This window comes from Kitasatospora sp. NPDC096128, from assembly GCF_040303105.1.
Lineage (GTDB): Bacteria > Actinomycetota > Actinomycetes > Streptomycetales > Streptomycetaceae > Kitasatospora.
This window is the reverse complement of the sequence record NZ_JBEOSP010000034.1, coordinates 69,742-88,962: the sequence shown is the minus strand read 5'-3', so window position 1 is coordinate 88,962 and position 19,221 is coordinate 69,742. Positions and strand designations below refer to the sequence as shown.

The 19,221-nt window shown below is 74.1% G+C and carries 21 protein-coding genes; 10 read left to right on the top strand and 11 right to left on the bottom strand.

The window, feature by feature from the left end:
• Window positions 1-14: 14 nt before the first annotated feature.
• Window positions 15-1,331, top strand: a complete 1,317-nt coding sequence (locus ABTY61_RS30840) for an esterase/lipase family protein (protein ID WP_350508393.1) — start codon at window positions 15-17, stop codon at window positions 1,329-1,331.
• A gap of 144 nt (window positions 1,332-1,475) precedes the next feature.
• On the opposite strand, the gene ABTY61_RS30835 is transcribed toward ABTY61_RS30840, so the two are convergent.
• Window positions 1,476-1,880 carry a winged helix-turn-helix transcriptional regulator gene (locus ABTY61_RS30835; RefSeq protein ID WP_350508392.1) on the bottom strand — a complete coding sequence of 135 codons (405 nt, stop codon included), beginning with the start codon at window positions 1,878-1,880 and terminating at the stop codon, window positions 1,476-1,478.
• Between the two features lie 144 nt (window positions 1,881-2,024).
• Between ABTY61_RS30835 and ABTY61_RS30830 the strand changes: the two genes are divergently transcribed.
• Window positions 2,025-2,897, top strand: a complete 873-nt coding sequence (locus tag ABTY61_RS30830) for an SDR family oxidoreductase (protein WP_350508391.1) — start codon at window positions 2,025-2,027, stop codon at window positions 2,895-2,897.
• A 612-nt stretch (window positions 2,898-3,509) separates the two neighbouring features.
• Here the strand turns inward: ABTY61_RS30830 and ABTY61_RS30825 are convergent.
• Window positions 3,510-4,118: a hypothetical protein gene (locus ABTY61_RS30825; protein ID WP_350508390.1), complete on the bottom strand. Its 609-nt coding sequence runs from the start codon at window positions 4,116-4,118 to the stop codon at window positions 3,510-3,512.
• Window positions 4,119-4,306: 188 nt separating this feature from the next.
• Between ABTY61_RS30825 and ABTY61_RS30820 the strand changes: the two genes are divergently transcribed.
• Window positions 4,307-5,377, top strand: coding sequence for a hypothetical protein (locus ABTY61_RS30820; protein ID WP_350508389.1), 1,071 nt, complete (start codon window positions 4,307-4,309; stop codon window positions 5,375-5,377).
• A gap of 45 nt (window positions 5,378-5,422) precedes the next feature.
• Here the strand turns inward: ABTY61_RS30820 and ABTY61_RS30815 are convergent, their stop codons facing one another.
• From ABTY61_RS30815 to ABTY61_RS30805, 3 genes are all read right to left on the bottom strand, one after another.
• Window positions 5,423-6,058 carry a DUF1707 SHOCT-like domain-containing protein gene (locus tag ABTY61_RS30815; protein ID WP_350508388.1) on the bottom strand — a complete coding sequence of 212 codons (636 nt, stop codon included), beginning with the start codon at window positions 6,056-6,058 and terminating at the stop codon, window positions 5,423-5,425.
• Window positions 6,059-6,373: 315 nt separating this feature from the next.
• Window positions 6,374-6,892 (bottom strand): hypothetical protein, encoded by a 519-nt coding sequence (locus ABTY61_RS30810; RefSeq protein WP_350508387.1) that lies wholly within the window; start codon window positions 6,890-6,892, stop codon window positions 6,374-6,376.
• A gap of 75 nt (window positions 6,893-6,967) precedes the next feature.
• Window positions 6,968-7,942, bottom strand: coding sequence for a terpene synthase family protein (locus tag ABTY61_RS30805; protein WP_350508386.1), 975 nt, complete (start codon window positions 7,940-7,942; stop codon window positions 6,968-6,970).
• Window positions 7,943-8,234: 292 nt separating this feature from the next.
• On the opposite strand from ABTY61_RS30805, the gene ABTY61_RS30800 reads away from it, so the two are divergent.
• Window positions 8,235-8,771: a GNAT family N-acetyltransferase gene (locus ABTY61_RS30800; protein WP_350508385.1), complete on the top strand. Its 537-nt coding sequence runs from the start codon at window positions 8,235-8,237 to the stop codon at window positions 8,769-8,771.
• A 102-nt stretch (window positions 8,772-8,873) separates the two neighbouring features.
• Here the strand turns inward: ABTY61_RS30800 and ABTY61_RS30795 are convergent, their stop codons facing one another.
• Entirely contained in the window at window positions 8,874-9,374 is a 501-nt protein-coding gene (locus tag ABTY61_RS30795) for a hypothetical protein (RefSeq protein ID WP_350508384.1), read from the bottom strand.
• Window positions 9,375-9,475: 101 nt separating this feature from the next.
• Window positions 9,476-10,327 carry a LysR family transcriptional regulator gene (locus ABTY61_RS30790; RefSeq protein WP_350508383.1) on the bottom strand — a complete coding sequence of 284 codons (852 nt, stop codon included), beginning with the start codon at window positions 10,325-10,327 and terminating at the stop codon, window positions 9,476-9,478.
• Between the two features lie 81 nt (window positions 10,328-10,408).
• On the opposite strand from ABTY61_RS30790, the gene ABTY61_RS30785 reads away from it, so the two are divergent.
• Both ABTY61_RS30785 and ABTY61_RS30780 read left to right on the top strand, forming a co-directional pair.
• Window positions 10,409-10,927, top strand: coding sequence for a cupin domain-containing protein (locus tag ABTY61_RS30785; RefSeq protein WP_350508382.1), 519 nt, complete (start codon window positions 10,409-10,411; stop codon window positions 10,925-10,927).
• Window positions 10,928-11,232: 305 nt separating this feature from the next.
• Complete coding sequence (locus ABTY61_RS30780) at window positions 11,233-11,601, top strand: hypothetical protein (RefSeq protein WP_350508381.1); 369 nt, start codon at window positions 11,233-11,235, stop codon at window positions 11,599-11,601.
• Window positions 11,602-11,724: 123 nt separating this feature from the next.
• Here the strand turns inward: ABTY61_RS30780 and ABTY61_RS30775 are convergent, their stop codons facing one another.
• Entirely contained in the window at window positions 11,725-12,630 is a 906-nt protein-coding gene (locus ABTY61_RS30775; protein WP_350508380.1) for an MBL fold metallo-hydrolase, read from the bottom strand.
• Window positions 12,631-12,748: 118 nt separating this feature from the next.
• Here ABTY61_RS30775 and ABTY61_RS30770 point away from each other — a divergent pair, with 118 nt between their 5' ends.
• The 4 genes from ABTY61_RS30770 (at window position 12,749) to ABTY61_RS30755 (ending at window position 16,992) form a co-directional block, all read left to right on the top strand.
• On the top strand, window positions 12,749-13,675 hold the full coding sequence (locus ABTY61_RS30770) for an AraC family transcriptional regulator (RefSeq protein ID WP_350508379.1): 927 nt from the start codon (window positions 12,749-12,751) through the stop codon (window positions 13,673-13,675).
• A gap of 152 nt (window positions 13,676-13,827) precedes the next feature.
• The gene (locus tag ABTY61_RS30765; RefSeq protein ID WP_350508378.1) at window positions 13,828-14,925 is read left to right on the top strand and encodes a sugar ABC transporter substrate-binding protein; all 1,098 of its coding nucleotides are present in this window, start codon (window positions 13,828-13,830) and stop codon (window positions 14,923-14,925) included.
• A 43-nt stretch (window positions 14,926-14,968) separates the two neighbouring features.
• A complete protein-coding gene (locus ABTY61_RS30760; protein ID WP_350508377.1) occupies window positions 14,969-15,754 on the top strand; it encodes an ATP-binding cassette domain-containing protein in 786 nt (261 codons plus the stop codon).
• Complete coding sequence (locus ABTY61_RS30755; protein WP_350508376.1) at window positions 15,751-16,992, top strand: sugar ABC transporter permease; 1,242 nt, start codon at window positions 15,751-15,753, stop codon at window positions 16,990-16,992. Before ABTY61_RS30760 ends, ABTY61_RS30755 begins: the two co-directional genes overlap by 4 nt.
• A 21-nt stretch (window positions 16,993-17,013) precedes the next feature.
• On the opposite strand, the gene ABTY61_RS30750 is transcribed toward ABTY61_RS30755, so the two are convergent.
• The 3 genes from ABTY61_RS30750 to ABTY61_RS30740 form a co-directional block, all read right to left on the bottom strand.
• A complete protein-coding gene (locus ABTY61_RS30750) occupies window positions 17,014-17,640 on the bottom strand; it encodes a hypothetical protein (RefSeq protein ID WP_350508375.1) in 627 nt (208 codons plus the stop codon).
• Between the two features lie 504 nt (window positions 17,641-18,144).
• On the bottom strand, window positions 18,145-18,714 hold the full coding sequence (locus ABTY61_RS30745) for a hypothetical protein (RefSeq protein ID WP_350508374.1): 570 nt from the start codon (window positions 18,712-18,714) through the stop codon (window positions 18,145-18,147).
• 14 nt (window positions 18,715-18,728) lie between these two features.
• Window positions 18,729-19,196 carry an ATP-binding protein gene (locus ABTY61_RS30740; protein WP_350508373.1) on the bottom strand — a complete coding sequence of 156 codons (468 nt, stop codon included), beginning with the start codon at window positions 19,194-19,196 and terminating at the stop codon, window positions 18,729-18,731.
• Window positions 19,197-19,221 lie beyond the last annotated feature (25 nt).

Here is a 19,221-nt window from a genome sequence, read left to right as displayed (position 1 = left end):
CGAGGCGGTACACCATGGCCGTAAACCCCCGTATCGACGTCTCCACCTCCCTCGCCACCAACGGGACGGACCTCACCCCCGAGGAACTCGCCGAACTCGCGGCGGCCATCTCCTCCGACATCCTCTTCACCACCGACATCGGCCTCCCGGGCGAGCGCGTGCCCGACGCCACCTGGGAGCTGCCCGGCGGCCGGGCGAGCGGCTCCGCGGCCGTCTACTACGCCCACGGCCGCACCCACCTGGAGAAGCCGTTCCTGTTCGCCGACGGCTTCAACTACGGCCCCAGCGACCTGCCCGCCCTCTTCAACCACTTCAACGCCCCGTACGAGAGCGGGCGTCCGGGCTTCTTCGACCAGCTCCAGGACCGCGGCTACGACATCGTCCTGATCGGCTTCGACGAGCGCCACACCCGCATCCAGCACAACGCCGACGTCGCGGTCCGGGCGATCCGCCGCGCCATCGACGAGCGCCACGGCGACGAGCCGCTGACCGTCGGCGGCGTCAGCATGGGCGGCATCATCACCCGCTACGCGCTCGCCAGGCTGGAGAGCGAGCAGGTCGACCACCAGACCGCCACCTACCTGTCCTGGGACTCCCCGCACAACGGCGCCTGGATCCCGCTGATCCTCCAGCAGATGGCGTACTTCTTCGAGAAGCTCGCCCCCGCCAAGCCCGGCCAGCCCTCCCAGGCCGACCTGATCCGCAGCGACGCCGCCCAGCAGCTGCTCTGGGCCTGGGTGCCGGACGCCACGTACTCGGGCGACGTGGCCACCGCGAGCGAACTGCGCACCGACTTCGTGCGCGAGCTCGCCGACCTCGGCGACTTCCCGCGCCGCCCCCGCCTGCTCGGCGTCGCCAACGGCAGCGGCGACGGCACCGGGCGCCCGCTGCCGGCCGGCGAGATCGCCTTCGACTGGCAGGCCCTGGTCGCCAGCGCCACCGCCCGCTTCCAGCCCGACCGGGGCACCGACCAGCGGATCGGCGGCATGCACGCCGGCCTGTCGCTGCGCCGCTCCACCACCACCGAGGTCCCGGCCCTGGACGGGGTGCCCGGCGGCACCCTGGACTCCTTCGGCAAGGTCGCGGACGCGATCAAGGCGAAGATCAGCGAGGACTACCGCAGCGGCGCGTTCGTCCCGGCGGTCAGCGCGGCCGCCGTCGTCTACGACCCGATCGCCTGGGACATCGACCCGAACCTCAACCTCCGCGACCTCCTCGACCAGTCCCCCGACCGCTTCCACCTGCACGAGGTCGCCTTCGACACCGAGAACACCGAGCACAGCGCGGTCTCCGGCGTCCTCGCCGAGTGGCTCCTCGACCGGCTGTCCTGACACCCGGCGCGGGAGTGGGGAGTCGGCCGGGCCGACTTCCCACTCCCGCGTCCTCACCCGTGCAGTCCGGCCCGAGGCGCCGTCAGGCGGGCGACACTCTCCCGGGCGGCCTCCCGGTCGGTCCGGACCGTCGGTCGTCGCCGATTACCGGGTGCGCTCCGTACGGGCGTCGTACGCGTCGCGGGCGGTGATGACTTCTTCGATGTGCAGCACGGACCACTCCGTGAGCGCCTTCAGCGGTTCCCTCAGCGTCTGGCCGAGCGCGGTCAGCTCGTACTCCACGTGCGGCGGCACCTCCGGGTAGACGGTCCGTCTGATCAGCCCGTCGCGTTCGAGGGTGCGCAGCGTCTGGGTGAGCATCTTCTCGCTCACGCCCGCCAGCGCCTGCCGGAGCCGGCCGAACCGGGAGGTCCCGTTTCGGCCGAGTTCACCCAGCACGAGGACCGCCCACTTGCTGCCGATCTGGTCGAGCAGGTCCCGCGATGGGCAGCCGCGCTCGTACGGATCGAATGACGAGACGGTCCCGGTCACGTTCTCAGCAGAAGTCATGCGGCTCACCTCGATGCTATCGATCAGGTAAGTACCCTACTAAGAAGTGGCTACTCCCCAGTGGAGAGTTTCCAGGTCATTCTGTGTTCCATCCCGCCGTGGACGGACCGCGGCAGGCGTGCGAGGCGCGCGCGGAAGGAAGGAATGACCATCATGCCGATCGTCGTCACCGGGGCCACCGGCCAGCTGGGCAGGCTCACCGTCGAGGCGCTGCTGCGGCGCGGGATCCCGGCCGCGGACATCGTCGCGACCGGCCGGGACACCGCGAGGATCAAGGACCTGGCCGACCGGGGCATCACGGTGCGCCGCGCCGACTTCGCGGACGCCGACGGCCTGGCCGAGGCATTTTCGGGGGCGGACAGGCTGCTGCTGATCTCGGCCTCGGTGCCCGTGGACGAACGCGTCGCCAACCACCGCCGCGTGATCGACGCCGCAGCGTCCGCAGGCGTGTCACTGGTGGCGTACACGAGCACGACGCACGCGGACACGGCCACCACCGTCATCGGCGCCACGCACCGTGAGACCGAGGAGTATCTGCGGGACCGCGGAATCCCCAGCGTGCTGCTGCGCAACAGCTGGTACCTGGAGAACTACACCAGCCAACTGCCGCAGATCCTGCAGAACGGGGCGGTCGCCGGCGCCGCGGGCGAGGGGCGGATCAGCGCCGCGTCCCGCGCCGACTACGCCGAGGCCGCTGCCGTCGTCCTCACCACCGAAGGCCACACCGGCGCCGTGTACGAGCTCGGCGGCGACGAATCCTTCACCCTGACCGAGCTCGCCGCCGCGATCTCCGCTGCGGCCGGAAAGCAGGTTGCCTACGCCGACCTCCCGGTGACCGACTTCGCCCGGGTACTGGCCGCTGCGGGCCTACCCGCCGAACTGGCGGAGGTTCTCGCCGACGCCGACCGAGGCATGAACCGCGGCGAGATGTACACCGACTCCGGCGACTTGCGCCGCCTGATCGGCCGCCCGCCGGTGGCCCTGGGCGAGGCACTCGCGGGCGCCCTGCATCACTAGGTTGAACCTGACCGCCGATCAGGATCGGCGGGCGGGACGCCGGAGGGGTCGGGGATCGCCGAGCACGTCCGTGAACTGGTGGCAGTGGCCCGGAAATCGACGGGGCGGTTCCGGTCCACGGCCTCCGGATGATCGTGCACGCTGGGCGGGGCTTCCGACCGGGTGCCCGGCATCGTGGAAGGGAAGGCCGCTCCTCGCGATCCTCTGCCCCGCGGCCCCCGCGAACACCGCGAACCCGTCGGCGTCACCACCGCCGCCGCCGCCCGCTGCAAAGAAGACCCCGCCTACGCCGACGCAGGCGCCGAAGCCGCCGACCTCGGCAACGACGACGCAGACTCCCAGCGAACATGAAGCGACTGAGGTATCGGCCTCGGCCCCACCTCCCCAGTCCGATCCGCTGACCTGACGGAACAGGCACAGGTTCCGTGATCACGGAGTTGCGACGCTCTGTGATCACCGGGGAGACCTGTGCCTGTTCCGTCTGCCGGCCGGCCCCGCCTGCCGCTGTCCGCGCGACCTCCAAGCCCGGATCGCCGCCGGTGGGCCCTGACGGTTCGTCGGCGCCGGCCGGGTTGTGAAGTCGCTTCACAGATACGCCCCGTGCCGGCGGACCTAGGACGCCGTCAGGCGGGCGACGCTCTCCCGGGCGGCCTCCCGGTGGTCGGGGCGCGGCGCGGGCACCCGGGGGCCGGCCAGGTCGCGGGAGGTGAGCGACTTCGCCGCGACGGCGCTCCAGTCGGCGCGGTGGACGACGGCGACGTGCCCTTCCCGGTGGGCCGCGTCGTCCTTCCAGTCGTCGGGCGGCGCCATCAGGACGCGCAGGTCCTGGTGGTCCAGCCACTCCAGGGCCAGGACCTGGCGTCCGAATCCGAAGTCCGGCCCGATGAGCGAGCGGACCGTGCCGGTCTCCAGGTGCAGGAGCAGCAGCTCGCCCTCGAAGTGGTAGCCGCCGTCGTAGGCCCCGGTCCCGACGGCCAGCAGCGGGTGGTGCGGGTGGAAGGCCATCGCGTGCACGGGGAACTGCGAGGTGAGCAGCAGGCGGCGGCGGGGGCCGGCGGTGACGTCGAGGACGCCGACCGTCTTCGCCTCGTCGTACTCGTGCGCGCCGGCGACGGCGAGCAGGGCGCGCCGCCGGTCCGTGACGGCCAGGTGGGGGTCGCCGATCGCGGCGAAGGGGTCGTCGTCGCAGCCGTCGCGGCCGGTGGGCGGTGCTGGGGTCATGCGGATGATCCTCGCAAAGGTTTCGTGGACGCACCAAACGCACCAGGCGCGGTGGCGCCCGCGGAGACGTCGCGGGGCGCCGTCCGAACTGCCCGGACGGGCACGGACCGCTGCCCCCACGGCCCTTCCGCACCGCCGCACCGCCGGATGACCATGGAAGGCCAGCAGAAATCCGGGGGGACGCACCCATGCGCACACACGACGGCGAGCGGCAGCACGCCCGCCGGGACACGGCCGACGGCCGGGACACCCGCACCGGCCGGGCTCCCGCCCACCGGCTGCTCGCCTTGCAGGCCGGCGTGGGCAACGCCGCCGTCGGGCAGATGCTGCAGCGCACCTCCGGGCAGCCTGTGGTGCAGCGCGCCGCCACCGACGACCTGCCCGACGCCGGGGCGCCGTCACCGGCGGTGCCCGACCTTCCCGCCGCCATGGTCCAGCAGTTGCAGGAGGCGAAGGAGGCGACCGGGCCGGACGCGAAGACCGTGCGCCAGGCGGCGCTGGACGCGCTGCTGCGGTACGTCCTCGCCCATCTGCCGGTCACGCCCGACCATCCCGAACTGCCGCAGGCCCTGGCCGACAAGAACCTCGTCCTCGGCTACAAGCACTCCCGCCAGGGGGCGGGCAAGCCCATGGCCCTGACCAGTACCGGCACTTCGGGCGACAAGGTCACCATGGCGCTGTACCGGAACCTGTTCGACGACTACGGCCCCGCCGTGGTCTACAGCACGCTGCGCCACGAGCTGATCCACGCCGCCCAGGCCATGCTGATGCCCGACGCGGACGCCGCCGACGGCGCCGACCCGCACATCTACATGGACGTGCTGAGCGACACCGGGCACGAGACCTTCGCCCTGCTCCAGCAGCCGATGCGGGAGATCGAGACCCATGTGTGGGAGCTGGAGCACGCGGGCCGCACCGGGATCGACGGCGGCTACCTGAAGGAGACCGTCGACTACCTCGTGACCTACACGGAGGAGCTGGCCGGCAACCTCGGCAAGGCCGCCGTCACCGACCGGCACGTCGAGTACTGGGAGGCGTACCTGGACAACTCGGTGGCCGCGCTCGGCCGGGCCGCCGCCGCCCCCGCCGTCACCGGGCACGCCGACACGGCCCTCGCCGCCCGTCTCACCGCCGCGCAGCAGGGGCTGCGCGGCGCCGTCGACGCCAAGAAGCAGGCGGCGTCGGCGGGCGGGAAGCGGGCGGGGGGCACCGGCCTGGGCTCCACCGGGCGGCGCAAGCGGGAGAAGGTCGAGGACTGAGCGCGCGGGCCGGCCGTCGGCGGGCGGGGCGGGTCAGGGCCCGGGTCAGGGCCCGGCCGGCGGGGCGGGGCGCCGGCCCAGCAGCCGCCTGCGGGGGCTGCGCACGGCGACGCGGCCGAAGCTCTTCCGGCCGACCAGCTCGACCCGCAGCGCGACCGGCGCGCCCCGGCCTTCCGGGGCCTGGTCGTTCTTCAGCTTGCTGAACTCCAGGGTGAGGCCGTAGGGGTCGACGACGATGCCGGGGCCGGCGATCAGGGTCAGGTTGCCGCCCTGCATGTCGACGTCGATCCGCAGGGCGTCGTGGGTGATCACCGCCTGGGTGAGGTCCAGCGTCACGTTGCACCACTCTGCGGCGATCTCCAGCCGGCGCGGGAGCACCCACGGCCCCACCCGCTGGACCTTGCTGAACTTCTGCTCGATCCGCAGGACGTCCCCGGCTTGCGCCACCGCTCCGGCGGCCGGGGGCGCCGGCGGGAGGTCGGCGGTGAGTTGGGCCAGGTCGCCGACGGTGCGCGCGGACAGTGCGGCCTCCACCCGTTCGTCCAGTTCCTCGGCGGTCAACCGGCCGTCGCCCGCCGCCTCGCCGAGCGCCTCGACGACCCGGTCCCGGTCCGCGTGCGAGGCCCGCAGGGTCGGCGGTGCACCCGGGGGGCTCCCGGCGGGCGAGATCTCTCCAGGCATGGTTCCGGGTTCCCGTCCTGAGCTCGGTGAAGGTCCAGGGTCCACGGTCCGTGCGCCGGGGTCGGCGGCGCGCGGACGGCAACTTACGCTATATCGCGATAGGGTATATCGCGTTGCGCCCTCCCGCCAGGCCGGGGCGCAGGATCGTCCGCCGGGGCGTCGCTTGCACCGGGCCCCCGGGCTCCGTTCGCGCCATGTCCGTCCGCTCCCGCAAGGGCGTCAACACCGTTGCCCTGTCGAGGTGTTGTCCACGACGGAGGAGGTCGAGGCGGTCGGCGGGGCGCCGGATCGGAGGCCGTCGGCCCCGCCGCTTCCTCAGGAGGCGGTGTCCTTTCGGAAGCGCTTGGCCAGGGCCGGGTCGGACTCCCACCACAGGCCGTTGCCGCGGTGCTCCTCCCCGGGCTCGCCGGGCTCGCCGGGACCGGCGTCCCGGTCGGCCGGGAGGTAGGAGTCGCCCACGGCCCGCACCCGGAACCGCAGCCCGGGGACGGCCCAGAGGACCGCGGCCATCGCCAGTCCGACCGCGCTGACGTAGTACCAGGGGACCAGGGCCGCGCGGGCCAGGGGCAGCGCCGCGAAGGCGAACCGCAGTCCGCTGCCCCGGGCCGCGACCAGGAACTCCCGGTCCTCGCCGACCTCCACGGCCACCGTGTTGGAGCGGGCGCGGTCCCAGGCGGCGAGCCGGACGGTGTGGGCCCCGGCCGGCACCGGGAAGCGCGCGAGGGCGCCCTGTCTGACACTGCCGACCCGCACCCCGTCGATCTCCACGCCGAACGTGCCCCTCCACAGGGCGAGGAAGGGCGTCTCGGCGTGCACGACGACGGTACCGGTCATCAGCAGTCCCCCAGGGGTCGGTGATCATCACGCGAGGCGCGCCCATGATAGGGGCCGCCCGCGGCCCTCGGCACCTCAGTGCGGGCGCCCTGCGTCCGCGTAGCACGGGGCCGTGCGGCCCCAGTCGTGGTAGCCGCGGATCCAGGCGGCGTGCGCGTCCGCGTAACGGGCCAGCTCGGGCGTCTCGCCGCCCAGGTCCTTCTCCAACTGCGGCAGTCCGGCTCGCAGTTGGAGGAAGGTCTCGACGGAGCGGCGGACCGTGTCACCGACCTGCCGCAGGGCCTCGGGCCGGGCGAGGCCGTGGTGGCGCACCAGGCTCAGGACGAGGTTGGGGCGGCCGGCGGCCTCGTCCCGCTCCAGGGAGTGGACCTCGTTCATGGCGATGACGGCGTCGCAGGCGGCGATCCTCATCCCCTCCAGGTGGCTGGAGCACCAGGCCGGCAGCGGGACTTCGAAGTGGCCGGCCCGCTCGGCCAGGGCCAGCAGCGGGCGCAGGCCGATCGTTCTGCGGCGGGCGCGCAGGTGGGCGGCCGGGTCGGGCAGCGGGGCGTACGCCCGGTCGGCGATGCGGGTGGGCCAGCCAGCCAGGTAGTCGGTCCAGTCGTGGACGGTGCGGCGGCGCCACTCCTCGGACATGCCGCGGCTCATCCGCTGCCAGCAGTGCGCGAAGGCGGCGACGGCGGGTGCGGTCCTCGCGGCCGGCCGGGTTCCGTAGCGCAGGTGGTCCACCAGGTCCTGGCACAGGGCGACCGCGTCGTCCATGCGGGTGCCGCGGGTGCCGCGGGTGTCGAGGCGGTCGTCGAGGCGGTCGTCGAGGAGGGAGAGCCAGCCGAGCAGGTCGAAGCAGAGGTCGAGGTCGTCGCCGACGGCGTCCGGGAAGCCGTACGCGGCACTGTCGGCCACCCGGGAGGACTCGTAGCGGCGCAGCGCCTCCTCGCCGTGGAGCAGGCCCGACTCCCGTACCCAGGCCAGGTGGTGGCGGCGGGCCCGGGGCAGGTCGGGGCTGACCCGGCTCTCGAGGGGCACCGTGAACTCGACGTCCTGGGGCATACGCCTTCCGCACTCCCGACCGGTTCGGGGCCTGACGGCCCGTACGAGGACCGTCGGCGCCCCCGTGGACGGTCCGGGCCCAGAGTGGTGGACCCGGCGGTGCCTGCGGAAGAGCGCACGGGGGAGCACCCCCGGCGCACGCCGCGGCGGCCCCCGCCGGGTGCGCCGGCCCGGCCGTGCAGGACGTCGCCCCCGTGGACTTCCTGCGCGGGCGGGCCGGCGCGCGCGGGGCCGGGTCGGTCGGGGCCGGGGTGGCCGGGCGTTGTCGGAGCCTGGCGCTAGCGTGCGGGGCATGACGAACGACACCGCCCCCGACGCCCCCGACGCCCCCGGGTCCCTGGCGCTCGCGCCGTGGTGCGGGGAGCGGGGGCTGGAGGTGCTGCGCCGGCAGAACACGGCCGAACTGACCGAGCACCTGGGCGGGGTGGAGAGTGGCGAGCAGGTGCGGCGGCGGCACGAGCGGTACCTGGCGATGACCGACGCGAGCGTGGGGCGGATGTTCCTGCTGCTGCTCGACGGGGAGGCGGCCGGGTCGGTGGGGTACTGGCGGCACGCCTGGGAGGGGCGGGAGGTGTACGAGACCGGGTACGCGGTGCTGCCGGAGTTCCAGGGCCGGGGGCTGGCGGTGCGGGCGCTGCTGCTGTGCGCGCGGCGGGCCGCGGGCGAGGGCGTGCTGGAGTGGCTGCACGCGTTCCCGTCGGTGCGGCACGAGGCCTCCAACGCGGTGTGCCGCCGGGCAGGGTTCGAGCTGGTCGGCGAGGTGGCCTTCGAGTACCCGCCGGGCCACCGCATCCGGTCCAACAACTGGCGCCTGGCGCTGGCGGGCTGACGGCTTCCCCCGGGCTCCGGGCGGCCGTGCCGCAAGGCGGCCGCCGACAGCGCCGCGGACGTCTTCGTGCGCGGCTGCGCCACCTGACGGCCCGCCGTCCCGCTACTCCCCCGGGTCGGGTGCGGCGGGCGCCGGGGCGGGGCCGTCGCAGAGCACGGCGGACAGGACGACGGGCAGTTCCTTGTCCTCCTGCCCCACGCTCAGCCCCAGCCAGCGCCCGCCGGGCAGCGGCCACACGTGCAGGGTGACGGCCGTCCAGGAGAGCAGGGTGACGGGTGCGGGGGCTTCGCACCCGGGCTCCTCCCCGTCACAGGCCGCCCGCAGGTAGGGGAACAGGTCGACGGTGTACGGGCTGCCCCAGCGGGCCGTGAACACCCCGGCCAGGGCGTCGAGTCGGGCCTCGGCCAGCTCGTACTCCCGTTCGCGGGCCTCGCCGTACTCGTCGTCCCAGAACTGGCGGCTGACGTACAGCTCCTCGATCCGCCAGCCGGGGCCGCCGCACCCGGTGGCGTGGTCGGTGTCCCGGGGCGGGAAGGGCCGCGGGTCGGCGAGGAGTTCGTCGACGCGGGCGAGGTGGGCGGAGGCGGTCTCGGTCTCGGTCACGGCCGCAAGGCTAGGCGCCGGCACCGACACCGACGCCCGCACCGGTTCGCGGGAAGTCGGGAAGGGGCGGGAAGGGCCGGGAAGGGTCGGGAAAGGGCTGCTCAGCGGCGGTAGGCGGCCGTCGCGGTCCTGACGAAGGAGCGGATCAACGGGTTGGCGTCGCCTTCCTTCCACGCCGCCACCACCCGGCTCGGCGGCATGTCGGCCAGCGGCACCACGGCCAGTTCCGGGGGCAGGTCGTGCCCGAGCGGGGTCAGGCCGACCGTGCCGTTCCACAGCACGCTCTGCAGGCATTCCTGGACGGCGCGCACCACCGGTCCCTCGCGCGGCCTGCCGCCGTTCCAGTACGACTGCCAGAGGGGGTCGGTGCCCTGCGGGAACCGGAACCAGCGGCGGTCGTCCAGTTCGTCCAGGCGCAGCGCGGCGCGGCGGGCCAGCGGGTCGTCGGCGCGCAGGACCACGCCGACCGGGTCGCTGCGCAGGGCCCGCGTGGCCAGGGCGGTCCCGTCGAAGGGTGCCCGGGTCAGGGCGATGTCGACCAGTGCGGCGCGCAGTCCGCAGGTCGGGTCGGTCAGGTCGGTGTCGCGGATGCGGATGTCGATGCCGGGGTGGCTGCGGCGGTAGGCGGCGGCGAGCCGGCCCACGGCCGGGTCGGTGCTGTCGCCCAGGATGCCGATGGTGAGGGTCGCGGTGCCGGCGGCCGCGTTCACCCGTGCCCGGGCGCGGTCGGCCCGTTCGAGCAGGGTCCGTGCCTCGTCGAGCAGGACCGAGCCGGCCGGGGTGAGCGTGACGCCGGTGGGCGAGCGGGTGAACAGCGGCGCCCCGAGGTCGGTTTCCAGCTGCTTGACGGCCCGGCTCAGCGGGGGCTGGCTCATGTGCAGTCGGGTGGCGGCCCGGCCGAAGTGGAGTTCCTCGGCGACCGCCACGAAGTAGCGCAAGGTGCGTAGCTCCACGCTGCCACGATACCGGCCGGGTATCGGCGGCACGGGACGGGTCTTGGACGCGGGCGGGTGCCCGGCGGTGCACTGGTGGGCATGAGCGAAGAAGCGAAGACCAGCGTGTCAGGGGCCGCTCCCGCCGTGTCGGTGGTGGGTCCCGGTGACGGCGAGACGATCGTTCTGGGCACCACGCGGATGCGCGTGCTGGAGGACGGCAGCCGTACCGGGCACCGCCTCGCGATCGCCGAGTCCGTGCTCGCCCCGCACACCCAGGGGCCGCCGCAGCACCGTCACGGCCTGCACGACGAGGGCTTCTACGTCCTTTCCGGCACCGTGCGGTTCACCGTCGGGGACCAGGACCACGACGCCGCCGCGGGCACGTTCGTGCTGGTTCCGCCCGGCGTCCCGCACACCTTCGCCAACGTGGGCGACCGGCCCGCCGTCATGCTCAGCACCTTCACCCCCGACCTGTACGTGCAGTACTTCCGGGACCTCCAGGAGGTGCTGGCCGGGGGCCGGCCGCTGACGCCGCAGGCCGGCATCGACGCGATGGGCCGTTACGCGACCGAGCCCGCCACCGGGCCCTGCGCCGGGCCCTGCGCCGACTCCGCCTGAAGCGACCGGCCCTCTCCTGAGGCCGTCGACGGGCCCCGTCGCGGTCGGCCCCTTCACCGCCGTCCGGCGACGGTGCGGCCGCTGCCGCTGCCCGGAAAGCTGCCCCGAGGCCGCCCCGGAGCAGCCCCCGGAGCCGCCCTGACGGGCCGCAGGCACCCGGGCGCGTACCACCGCCCGGCGCCCGCGGGGCGGCGGCGCGCCCCTGTCGGATGTCAGGGACCGCCGCCGCCCGCGCGTTCCTAGGCTGGCGAGCACTGGCCCCCGCCCGGGACGCGGGGGCCGCTCCACCAGCGAGGGAGTACCCCATGCGAAGGATCACCCGTGCCCTGGCCGCCGTCGGGATCGCGGCCGCCGCGCTGACCGCCGTGGGCACCGGCGGCGCCGGCGCCGCCGTCACCGGCGACTGGGCGGGCTGCCCGTCCGGCGCCGTGTGCGTCTACCCGCAGGACCAGAACCCCGCCTCCTCCCCCAGTGCCGTGTACTGGAGCTACGGCGCCCACAACCTGAGCGGCCAGTACGGCAACCACTGGGTGCTCAACAACCAGACCGGCGGCGCCCACGCCCACCTGTGCCGGGGCTACGGCGGCACGGACTGCGTGTACGACATCCCGGCGCAGAACGGCGTCTACTACGACCTGGGTCCGATCGACTCGATCACCCTCGACCGTCCCTGACGGTCGCCCGGCCGCGGGGCGCCCGCCGTTTCGGGGGGCGGCGGGCGCCCCGCCCCTGCTTCACCGCACCTGCCCCGGGCTTCGGCGCACCGGCCCCGGGCTTCGGCGCACCGGCCCCGGGCTTCAGCGCACCCAGCGCGGGGCGAAGCCCGCCCCGGAGCGCTCCAGCCGGGCCGCGCCCGGGCCGGCGAAGTGCGCGGGGACGACCAACTCGCCCAGCTCCGCAGCCTGCTGGAGGATCCTGCGCCGGCTGGCGGCGGCCTGCGCCTGGTCCAGGCAGAAGCAGCTGCTGCAGGAGGGGTGGACGAACTGGACCGGCGAGTGCAGCAGGTCCCCGACGAACACCGCGCGCTCGCCCGCGGATTCCAGGCGCAGCACGGAGGAGCCGGGGGTGTGGCCGGGGGCCTGTTCGAGGACGAGGCCGGCGCCGATGGTGCGGGTGCCGCTCCAGGGGGCGGCCTGTCCGGCGGCCAGGACGGGGGCGAGGCTGTCGGCGAAGACCTGGTCCCATTCGGTCCAGCGGGCGGGGTCGAGGGTGGTGTCGGTGCGGGCGGGGTGGGCGGCGGCGGGGTCGAAGAAGGCGAGGTCGGCGGCGGGCAGGTGGTAGACGGCGTTGGGGAAGGCCGGCACCCACTGCCCGTCGCGGGCACGGGTGTTCCAGCCGACGTGGTCGGCGTGCAGGTGGGTGTTGACGACCGCGTCGACGCCCTCGGGGCGGATGCCCGCCTCGGCGAGGAGGTCGAGGAAGCGGCCCTTGCGGTGGTGGAACATCGGGGTGCCGGGGCGTTCGCGGTCGTCGCCGACGCCGGTGTCGACCAGGACGGTGCGTCCGCCGCAGCGGATCGCCCAGGTCTGCAGGGCGCCGAGGCCGGAGCCGTCGACGGGGTCGTAGTGGTCGGTGCCGGCGCGGTGCCAGGCGGCTTCGGTGAGGTCGGGCACGAGCCGGGCGGCGGGCCCGAACGGGCCCTGCCACTCCAGGATCCGGATGATCTCCGCGTCCCCCAGCTCGATCCGTTCGATCCGTTCCATGGTCGGCCCCTCCGCTGGTGTCGGTCGTCTGCGGATCGAGCCTACGGAGCCGGGGTGAGCGCCTCAATGCTCCATCGGCTTGCCCGGATGCTTGATCGGCTCACTATGCTGGTTCGTCATGGACGTGGTCAGTGATGCGATCGCCGCGGTGCGGGTGGGGCGCCCCTCCTGCGAACGGCTGGGGGCGGCGGGGCGCTGGGGGGTTCGGATCCCGGGCTACGCGGGTGCGGGGTTCCATGTGGTGCTGTCCGGCTCCTGCTGGCTGCTGGCCGAGGGCGGTGAGCCGCTGCGGCTGGAGCGGGGGGACGCGGTGCTGCTGCCGCACGGCACCGGGCACGCCCTGTCCGACGGCGTGTTGACGCATCGTCGGGTGCGGTCGCTGCCCGAGCTGGAGGCGCTGCTCGCCCGGCCCCGGACGGACACCGGCGGGGAGGGTGCCGTGGAGCTGCTGTGCGGCAAGTACCGCCTCGGCCAGGGCCCGGGCCATCCGCTGATGCGCGAGCTGCCCACCGTCGTCCACCTGCCCACCGGCGGCGGCTCCCACCCCGAACTGGCGTCCGCAGTCGCCCTGTTGGGCGCCGAGCTGGCCGCCGAGCTGCCCGGCGGGCGGCTCGCGGTGCCGGCCCTGATCGACCTGCTGCTGGTCTACCTGGTGCGGGCCTGGACCGGTCGGCCCGGCGCCGGGGGCTGGGGTGCGGCGCTGGCCGACCCGGTGGTGGCCGCGGCCCTGGCCGCCGTGCACGCGGATCCGGCCCGGGCGTGGAGCGCCGAGGCGCTGGCCGCCCGCGCGGGCGTCTCGCGCGCCACCCTCAACCGGCGTTTCACCGCGCTGGCGGGGCGCCCGCCGATGGCGTACCTGACCTGGTGGCGGCTGACCCGGGCGGCGGCCCTGCTGCGCCGGGGCACGGATCCGCTGGCGGCGGTGGCCGGCGAGGTCGGCTACGGCAGCGCGTACGCGCTCTCGCACGCCTTCGTCCGCGAGTTCGGCACCACCCCGGGCCGCTACCGCGCCACGGCCGCGACGGCGGCCGCGACAGCGAGCTGACACGTCGTCAAAACTGTTGGCGTTCACGAAGATAACGAATAGCAGGCGACTTCTCCGAGTCTGGTTTTACTTATTGACGTCATGTACGCGGTCAGGATTGACTCCCCCCACCCGCGCCGCTTCACCGCGGCGCCTCCAGGGAGAGGCCACTGATGAACGCCCTACTGCGTCGCGCCCTCGTCTCGACCGCCGGCCTCGCGCTGGTCCTTTCCATGACCGCCGCCTGCGGCAAGGCCGGCGGCGACAAGAAGGACTCCGCCGCCTCCGGCGACACCGCCTCCATCGGCCTGCTGCTGCCCGAGAACGCCTCCTCCGTGCGCTACGAGTCCTTCGACCGCCCGTTCATCGAGGCCAAGGTCAAGGCCCTGTGCGCGCAGTGCAAGGTGCTCTACAACAACGCCGAGGGCAGCGCCGCCAAGCAGAAGCAGCAGTTCGACACCCTCCTCGCCCAGGGCGTCAAGGTGATCATCCTGGACGCCTTCAACGCCAAGTCCACCCAGGGCTGGGTGCAGGAGGCCGCGGCCAAGGGCGTCAAGGTCCTCGCCTACGACCGCCTGGCCACCGGCCCGGTCGCCGCCTACGTCTCCTTCGACAACGAGAAGGTCGGCGAGCTCCAGGGCCAGGCCCTGCTGGACGCGCTCGGCCCGCAGGCCCCGGACGCCGACATCGTCATGATCAACGGGGACGAGGCCGACCCCAACGCCGCCCAGTTCAAGAGCGGCGCGCACAAGGTCCTCGACGGCAGGATCAAGAAGGTCGTCTACGAGCAGTCCGGGCAGTGGGACCCCACCGTCGCCGGGCAGAAGATCGCCGCCGCCGTCACCGAGCTCGGCAAGAACGGCTTCCAGGCCGTCTACTCCGCCAACGACGGCATGGCCGGCGCCATCATCACCCAGCTCCAGGGAGCGGGCATCAAGGTCCCCGTCGGCGGCCAGGACGCCGGCCTGGACGCGGTCCAGCGCATCGTCAACGGCGACCAGGCCTACACCATCTACAAGGCCTACAAGCCGCTCGCCGACAGCGCCGCCGAACTGGCCGTCGACCTCCTCCGGGGCAAGGACGTCAAGTCCGTGGCCGCCTCCACCGTCGACAGCGACACCGACAAGAACATCCCCGCCAAGCTCCTGGACCCCAAGGTCGTCACCAAGGCGAACATCAAGGACACCGTGATCGCCGACGGCCTCTACAAGGCCTCCGACATCTGCACCGCCGACTACGCCGCCGCCTGCGCCGCCGCCGGCCTCAAGTAGCCCGTCAAGTCCGTCAAGTCACCCTACGATCAAGGTGGTTCACGTGACAGGCGCGCCCGTCCTCCAGCTGCGCTCGGTCTCCAAGCGCTTCGGCGCCGTCCAGGCCCTCACCGGCGTCGACCTCGCCGTCCACCCGGGCGAGGTCCTCGCCCTCGTCGGCGACAACGGCGCCGGCAAGTCCACCCTCGTCAAGACCATCGCCGGCGTCCACCCCGTGGACGAGGGCACCATCACCTGGCACGGCGAGCCCGTACGCCTGGCCCGCCCCCAGGACGCCGCCGCGCTCGGCATCGCCACCGTCTACCAGGACCTCGCCCTGTGCGACAACCTCGACGTCATCGCCAACCTCTTCCTCGGCCGGGAGAGACGCCGCCGCGCCCTGCTCGACGAGGTCGCCATGGAGCAGCACGCCCGCGAGCTGCTGGACACCCTCGCCATCCGCATCCCCGACGTGCGCGCCCCCGTCGCCGCCCTGTCCGGCGGCCAGCGCCAGGTGGTGGCCATCGCCCGCGCGCTGGTCGGCGAGCCGTCCGTGGTGCTGCTGGACGAGCCCACCGCGGCGCTGGGCGTCGAGCAGACCGCGCAGGTCCTGGACCTGGTGGAGCGGCTGCGCGAGCGCGGCCTGGCCGTGATCCTGATCAGTCACAACATGGCCGACGTGCGGGCGGTGGCCGACACCGTCGCCGTGCTGCGCCTGGGCCGCAACAACGGCCTGTTCCCCGTCGCCGGCACCAGCCAGGAACAGATCGTCGCCGCCATCACCGGCGCCGACGACAACGCCCACGCCCGCCGCCGGGCCCGGCGCGCCGAGGAGGAGGACGCCGCATGACCGCCCCCGCCCCCGACCCCCGCGCCACCGACCCCCGCCTGCACGTGCCCGCCGCGACCTGGACCGGACGAGCCGACGCCGCCCGGCGCCGACTGGCCTCCGGCGAGCTGGGCGCGCTGCCCGTGGTCGTCGGACTCGTCGTCATCGCGATCGTCTTCCAGTCCGTCACCCACCACTTCCTCCAGGCCGACAACCTCACCAACATCACCCGCTTCATCGCCGGACCGGGCCTGATCGCGGTGGGCGTCGTCTTCGTGCTCGTCCTCGGCGAGATCGACCTCTCGCTGGGCTCGGTGGCCGGCGCGACCTCGGCGATCGCCGCCGTGCTGGCGGTGCGCCAGGGGTGGCCGGAGTGGCTGGCCATCGCGGCGGCGCTCGGCGCGGCCTGCCTGATGGGGGTGCTGCACGGGCTGCTGTTCGCCCGCGTCGGCGTGCCCGCCTTCGTCGTCACCCTGGCCGGCATGCTCGCCTGGAGCGGCCTGCAGGAATGGGTCCTGGGCGACGGCGGCACCGTCAACAACCGCCACGGCGGCATCATCGCGAGCCTGGACTCCACCTTCCTCGGCGACGGCGAGATCGCCTACGCCTGGGGCCTGGCGATCCTCGCCCCCGCCCTCCACCTCCTCGCCCAACTGCGCACCGCCCGCCGCCGCTCCGCCGCAGGCCTGGCCGCCCGCCCGCCCGCCGACACCGCGCTGCGCACCGGGGCGCTGGCGGTGCCGGGCCTGGCCGCCGCGTACGCCCTCAACCAGGACCGCGGGCTGCCGCTGTCCCTGGTCGTCCTGCTCGGCGCGGTCGTCGCCACCGACTTCACCCTGCGCCGCACCCGCTACGGGCGACAGGTGTTCGCGGTGGGCGGCAGCGTCGAGGCGGCCCGGCGCGCCGGCGTCGACGTCGCCCGAATCCGGGTGTCGGTGTTCCTGCTCTCCGCGCTGCTGGCGGGCCTGGGCGGCCTGTTCTACGCCTCCCAACAGGGCTCCGCCGACAAGCAGTTGGGCAGCGGCAACGTGCTGATGATGGCCATCGCCGCGGCCGTCATCGGCGGCACCAGCCTCTTCGGCGGGCGCGGCAACGCCTGGTCGGCACTGCTGGGCATCCTGGTCATCCAGTCCATCACCACCGGACTGGACATGGTCCACGCCGCCCAGGCCATCCAGTACATGATCACCGGCGCGGTGCTGCTGGCCGCCGTCGTCCTGGACTCCGTCACCCGCCGCACCCGCGCCGCCGGCAGATGACCTCTCTCCCGCCGCCCCGCTTCAACGGGGCGGCGGGGAACCGCCGTTGCGCTCCCTCGGATCGCGCCAGGCGGCGACCAGATCGTGGAAGCGCGGGAACCGGGCACCCGGCACGCTCTCGCCCTCGACCGTCTCCCCGTTGAGCCAGCAGAGGTCGAAGACCTCGCTCTCGGTGTCGAGCAGGCAGCACACTCCCCCGCTCGCGGCGGTGAGGTCGGTGAACACCTTCCGCACGCTCGCCGACCGCTCGAACATCCGGCTCATGCCCGAGGTGGCCGCCGTGAACTGCAGCGACGCGAAGTCCGGGTGCCATGCGGGCGAGAACCTGACCGTCAGGTAGATGTACCCGACCGACACCCGCCCCCGCTCGTCGATCCGGTCGACATCGGCGTGGAGGAACTCGCGGATCGCGTCGTCGACGGCGAAGACGATCGAGGTGTCCAGTGCGAGCGTGCCGCCCGCCGAGCAGTCGACCGGTTCGCTCTTGAAGCCCGAGGTGAACGGCACGATCACCCGCTCCCCGCCCGGCAGGGCCACCGGCAGCGCCGTCCTTTCAGCGCGCCGGGGCGCGAGCCCGGCCAGCCGGGTCAGCGCCCTCCCCACGTTCCCCGGCGGCACGAAGATCTCATAGCTGTAGTCCAGCCCCATGCCGCCCCGCCTCCCCTGCCGTGGACCGGCATCCTCGCACGGCACGGACCGGCCGCCCACCCGAATTTCCGGGGCGCAGCCCGGGCGTGCGCGCGGGAAGTCGGCGGGTTCGACTTCCCGTGGCGCAGCGCGGTGACGGCCAGTCCCATCCCCACCCCGGTGCCGCGCCACCGCGGCGAAGTGCCGTATCTCGTATGAGGTCGCGAACCGATCGACGGGCTCCATGCCCGGCTCCTGTCTTCAAGGGGCGGGCCCCTCCGCACAGACGGAGGGGCCCGCGTCCGTCGGTTCACGTCCAGCGGGTGTGTGGCCGGAATGCCCTGAAAGCCGGTCCCTGCTGGGCATCCGGTACATGATCACCGCGCTGTCCTGCCGGCCGCCGGTTGGCCCCACTGCGGCCCCGCCGCCCCGACCGGGCGGCGGGGCCGCGCAGCTGCGCGGCCGCACGCCCGGGCGAGCCCACGCCGTGGTGCTCAGGAAGTCGGTGGGGTCGACTTCTGGTGCTTACGGGGTGGTGGCGTGGGCGGTTGCGTGGGTGCGGCAGGTGGTGAGGGCGTAGGTGATGCGGGGGTCGGGGTCGGGGCTGGTGGCGAGGAGTTCGCCGGCGCGGACGAGGGTGGTCCAGTACTGGGCGGGGTCGCCGGTGGTGGGGCGGGGGTGGGTGGCGGCGAGGGAGAGGTAAGCGGCGGTGAGGTTGCCGGTGGTGAACCAGCGGGCCAGGCCGTGCCGGTGGCCGGCGCGGAGGGCGCCGTGGGCGTCGATGGCGGTGAGGAAGAGGTCGACGACGGCGTGTTCGGTGGGGGTGAGGGTGGTGGGGAGGTCGAAGACGCCGAGGGCTTCGAGGAGTTCGCCGGTGTCGGCCTCCGCGCCCGGGCGGGGGTCGGCGAGGAGGGCTTCGTAGCAGTCGTTGAGGCGGATGGTGGCCTCGGCGAGGGGGATGGAGAGGGCGAGGCAGACGGCGCGGGCGGCGGGGAGCGGTTCGCCGGTGCGGCGGGCGAGGACGGCGTAGGCCTCGGCGGGGGTGAGGCCCCGGTTGAGGGCGTGGCGGGCGAGGGTGGGGAGGGGAGGCAGCATCGGGGGGCGCGCTTTCAGGCGGTGAGGAGGGCGGGGGCGGGGGCGGGGGCGATGAGGGCCCAGACGAACTTGCCGATGCCGCCGGCCCGGGGGCAGCAACCCCAGCGCTCCGCCAGCTCGTTGACGAGGAACAGCCCACGTCCGTGTTCCTCGTCCGGCATGGAGGACCGGACGAAGGGCCGCCCGGCTCCGGCGTCGTGGACCTCGATGCGCAGGCGGCCGCTGGCGAGGGCGAAGCGGATCTCGATGAGGCGGTCGTCGGGGGCGTCGGTGTGCTGGACGGCGTTGGCGAAGAGCTCACCGAGGAGGAGTTCGGCGATGTCACGGTAGCGGTCGCCGGCGGGGAGGGCGCAAAGGTAGGCCCGGAGCAACTGCCTGGCCAGGGGGGCGGATTCGACCCGCGGGTCGAGGCGGGCGGCGAACGCGCGGGGCCGGGCTACGGCCTGGAGCTGGCCCTGGATGGGCGGCGCGGCATTTGTCACGCTCGAATCGTCGGGCGGACTGACG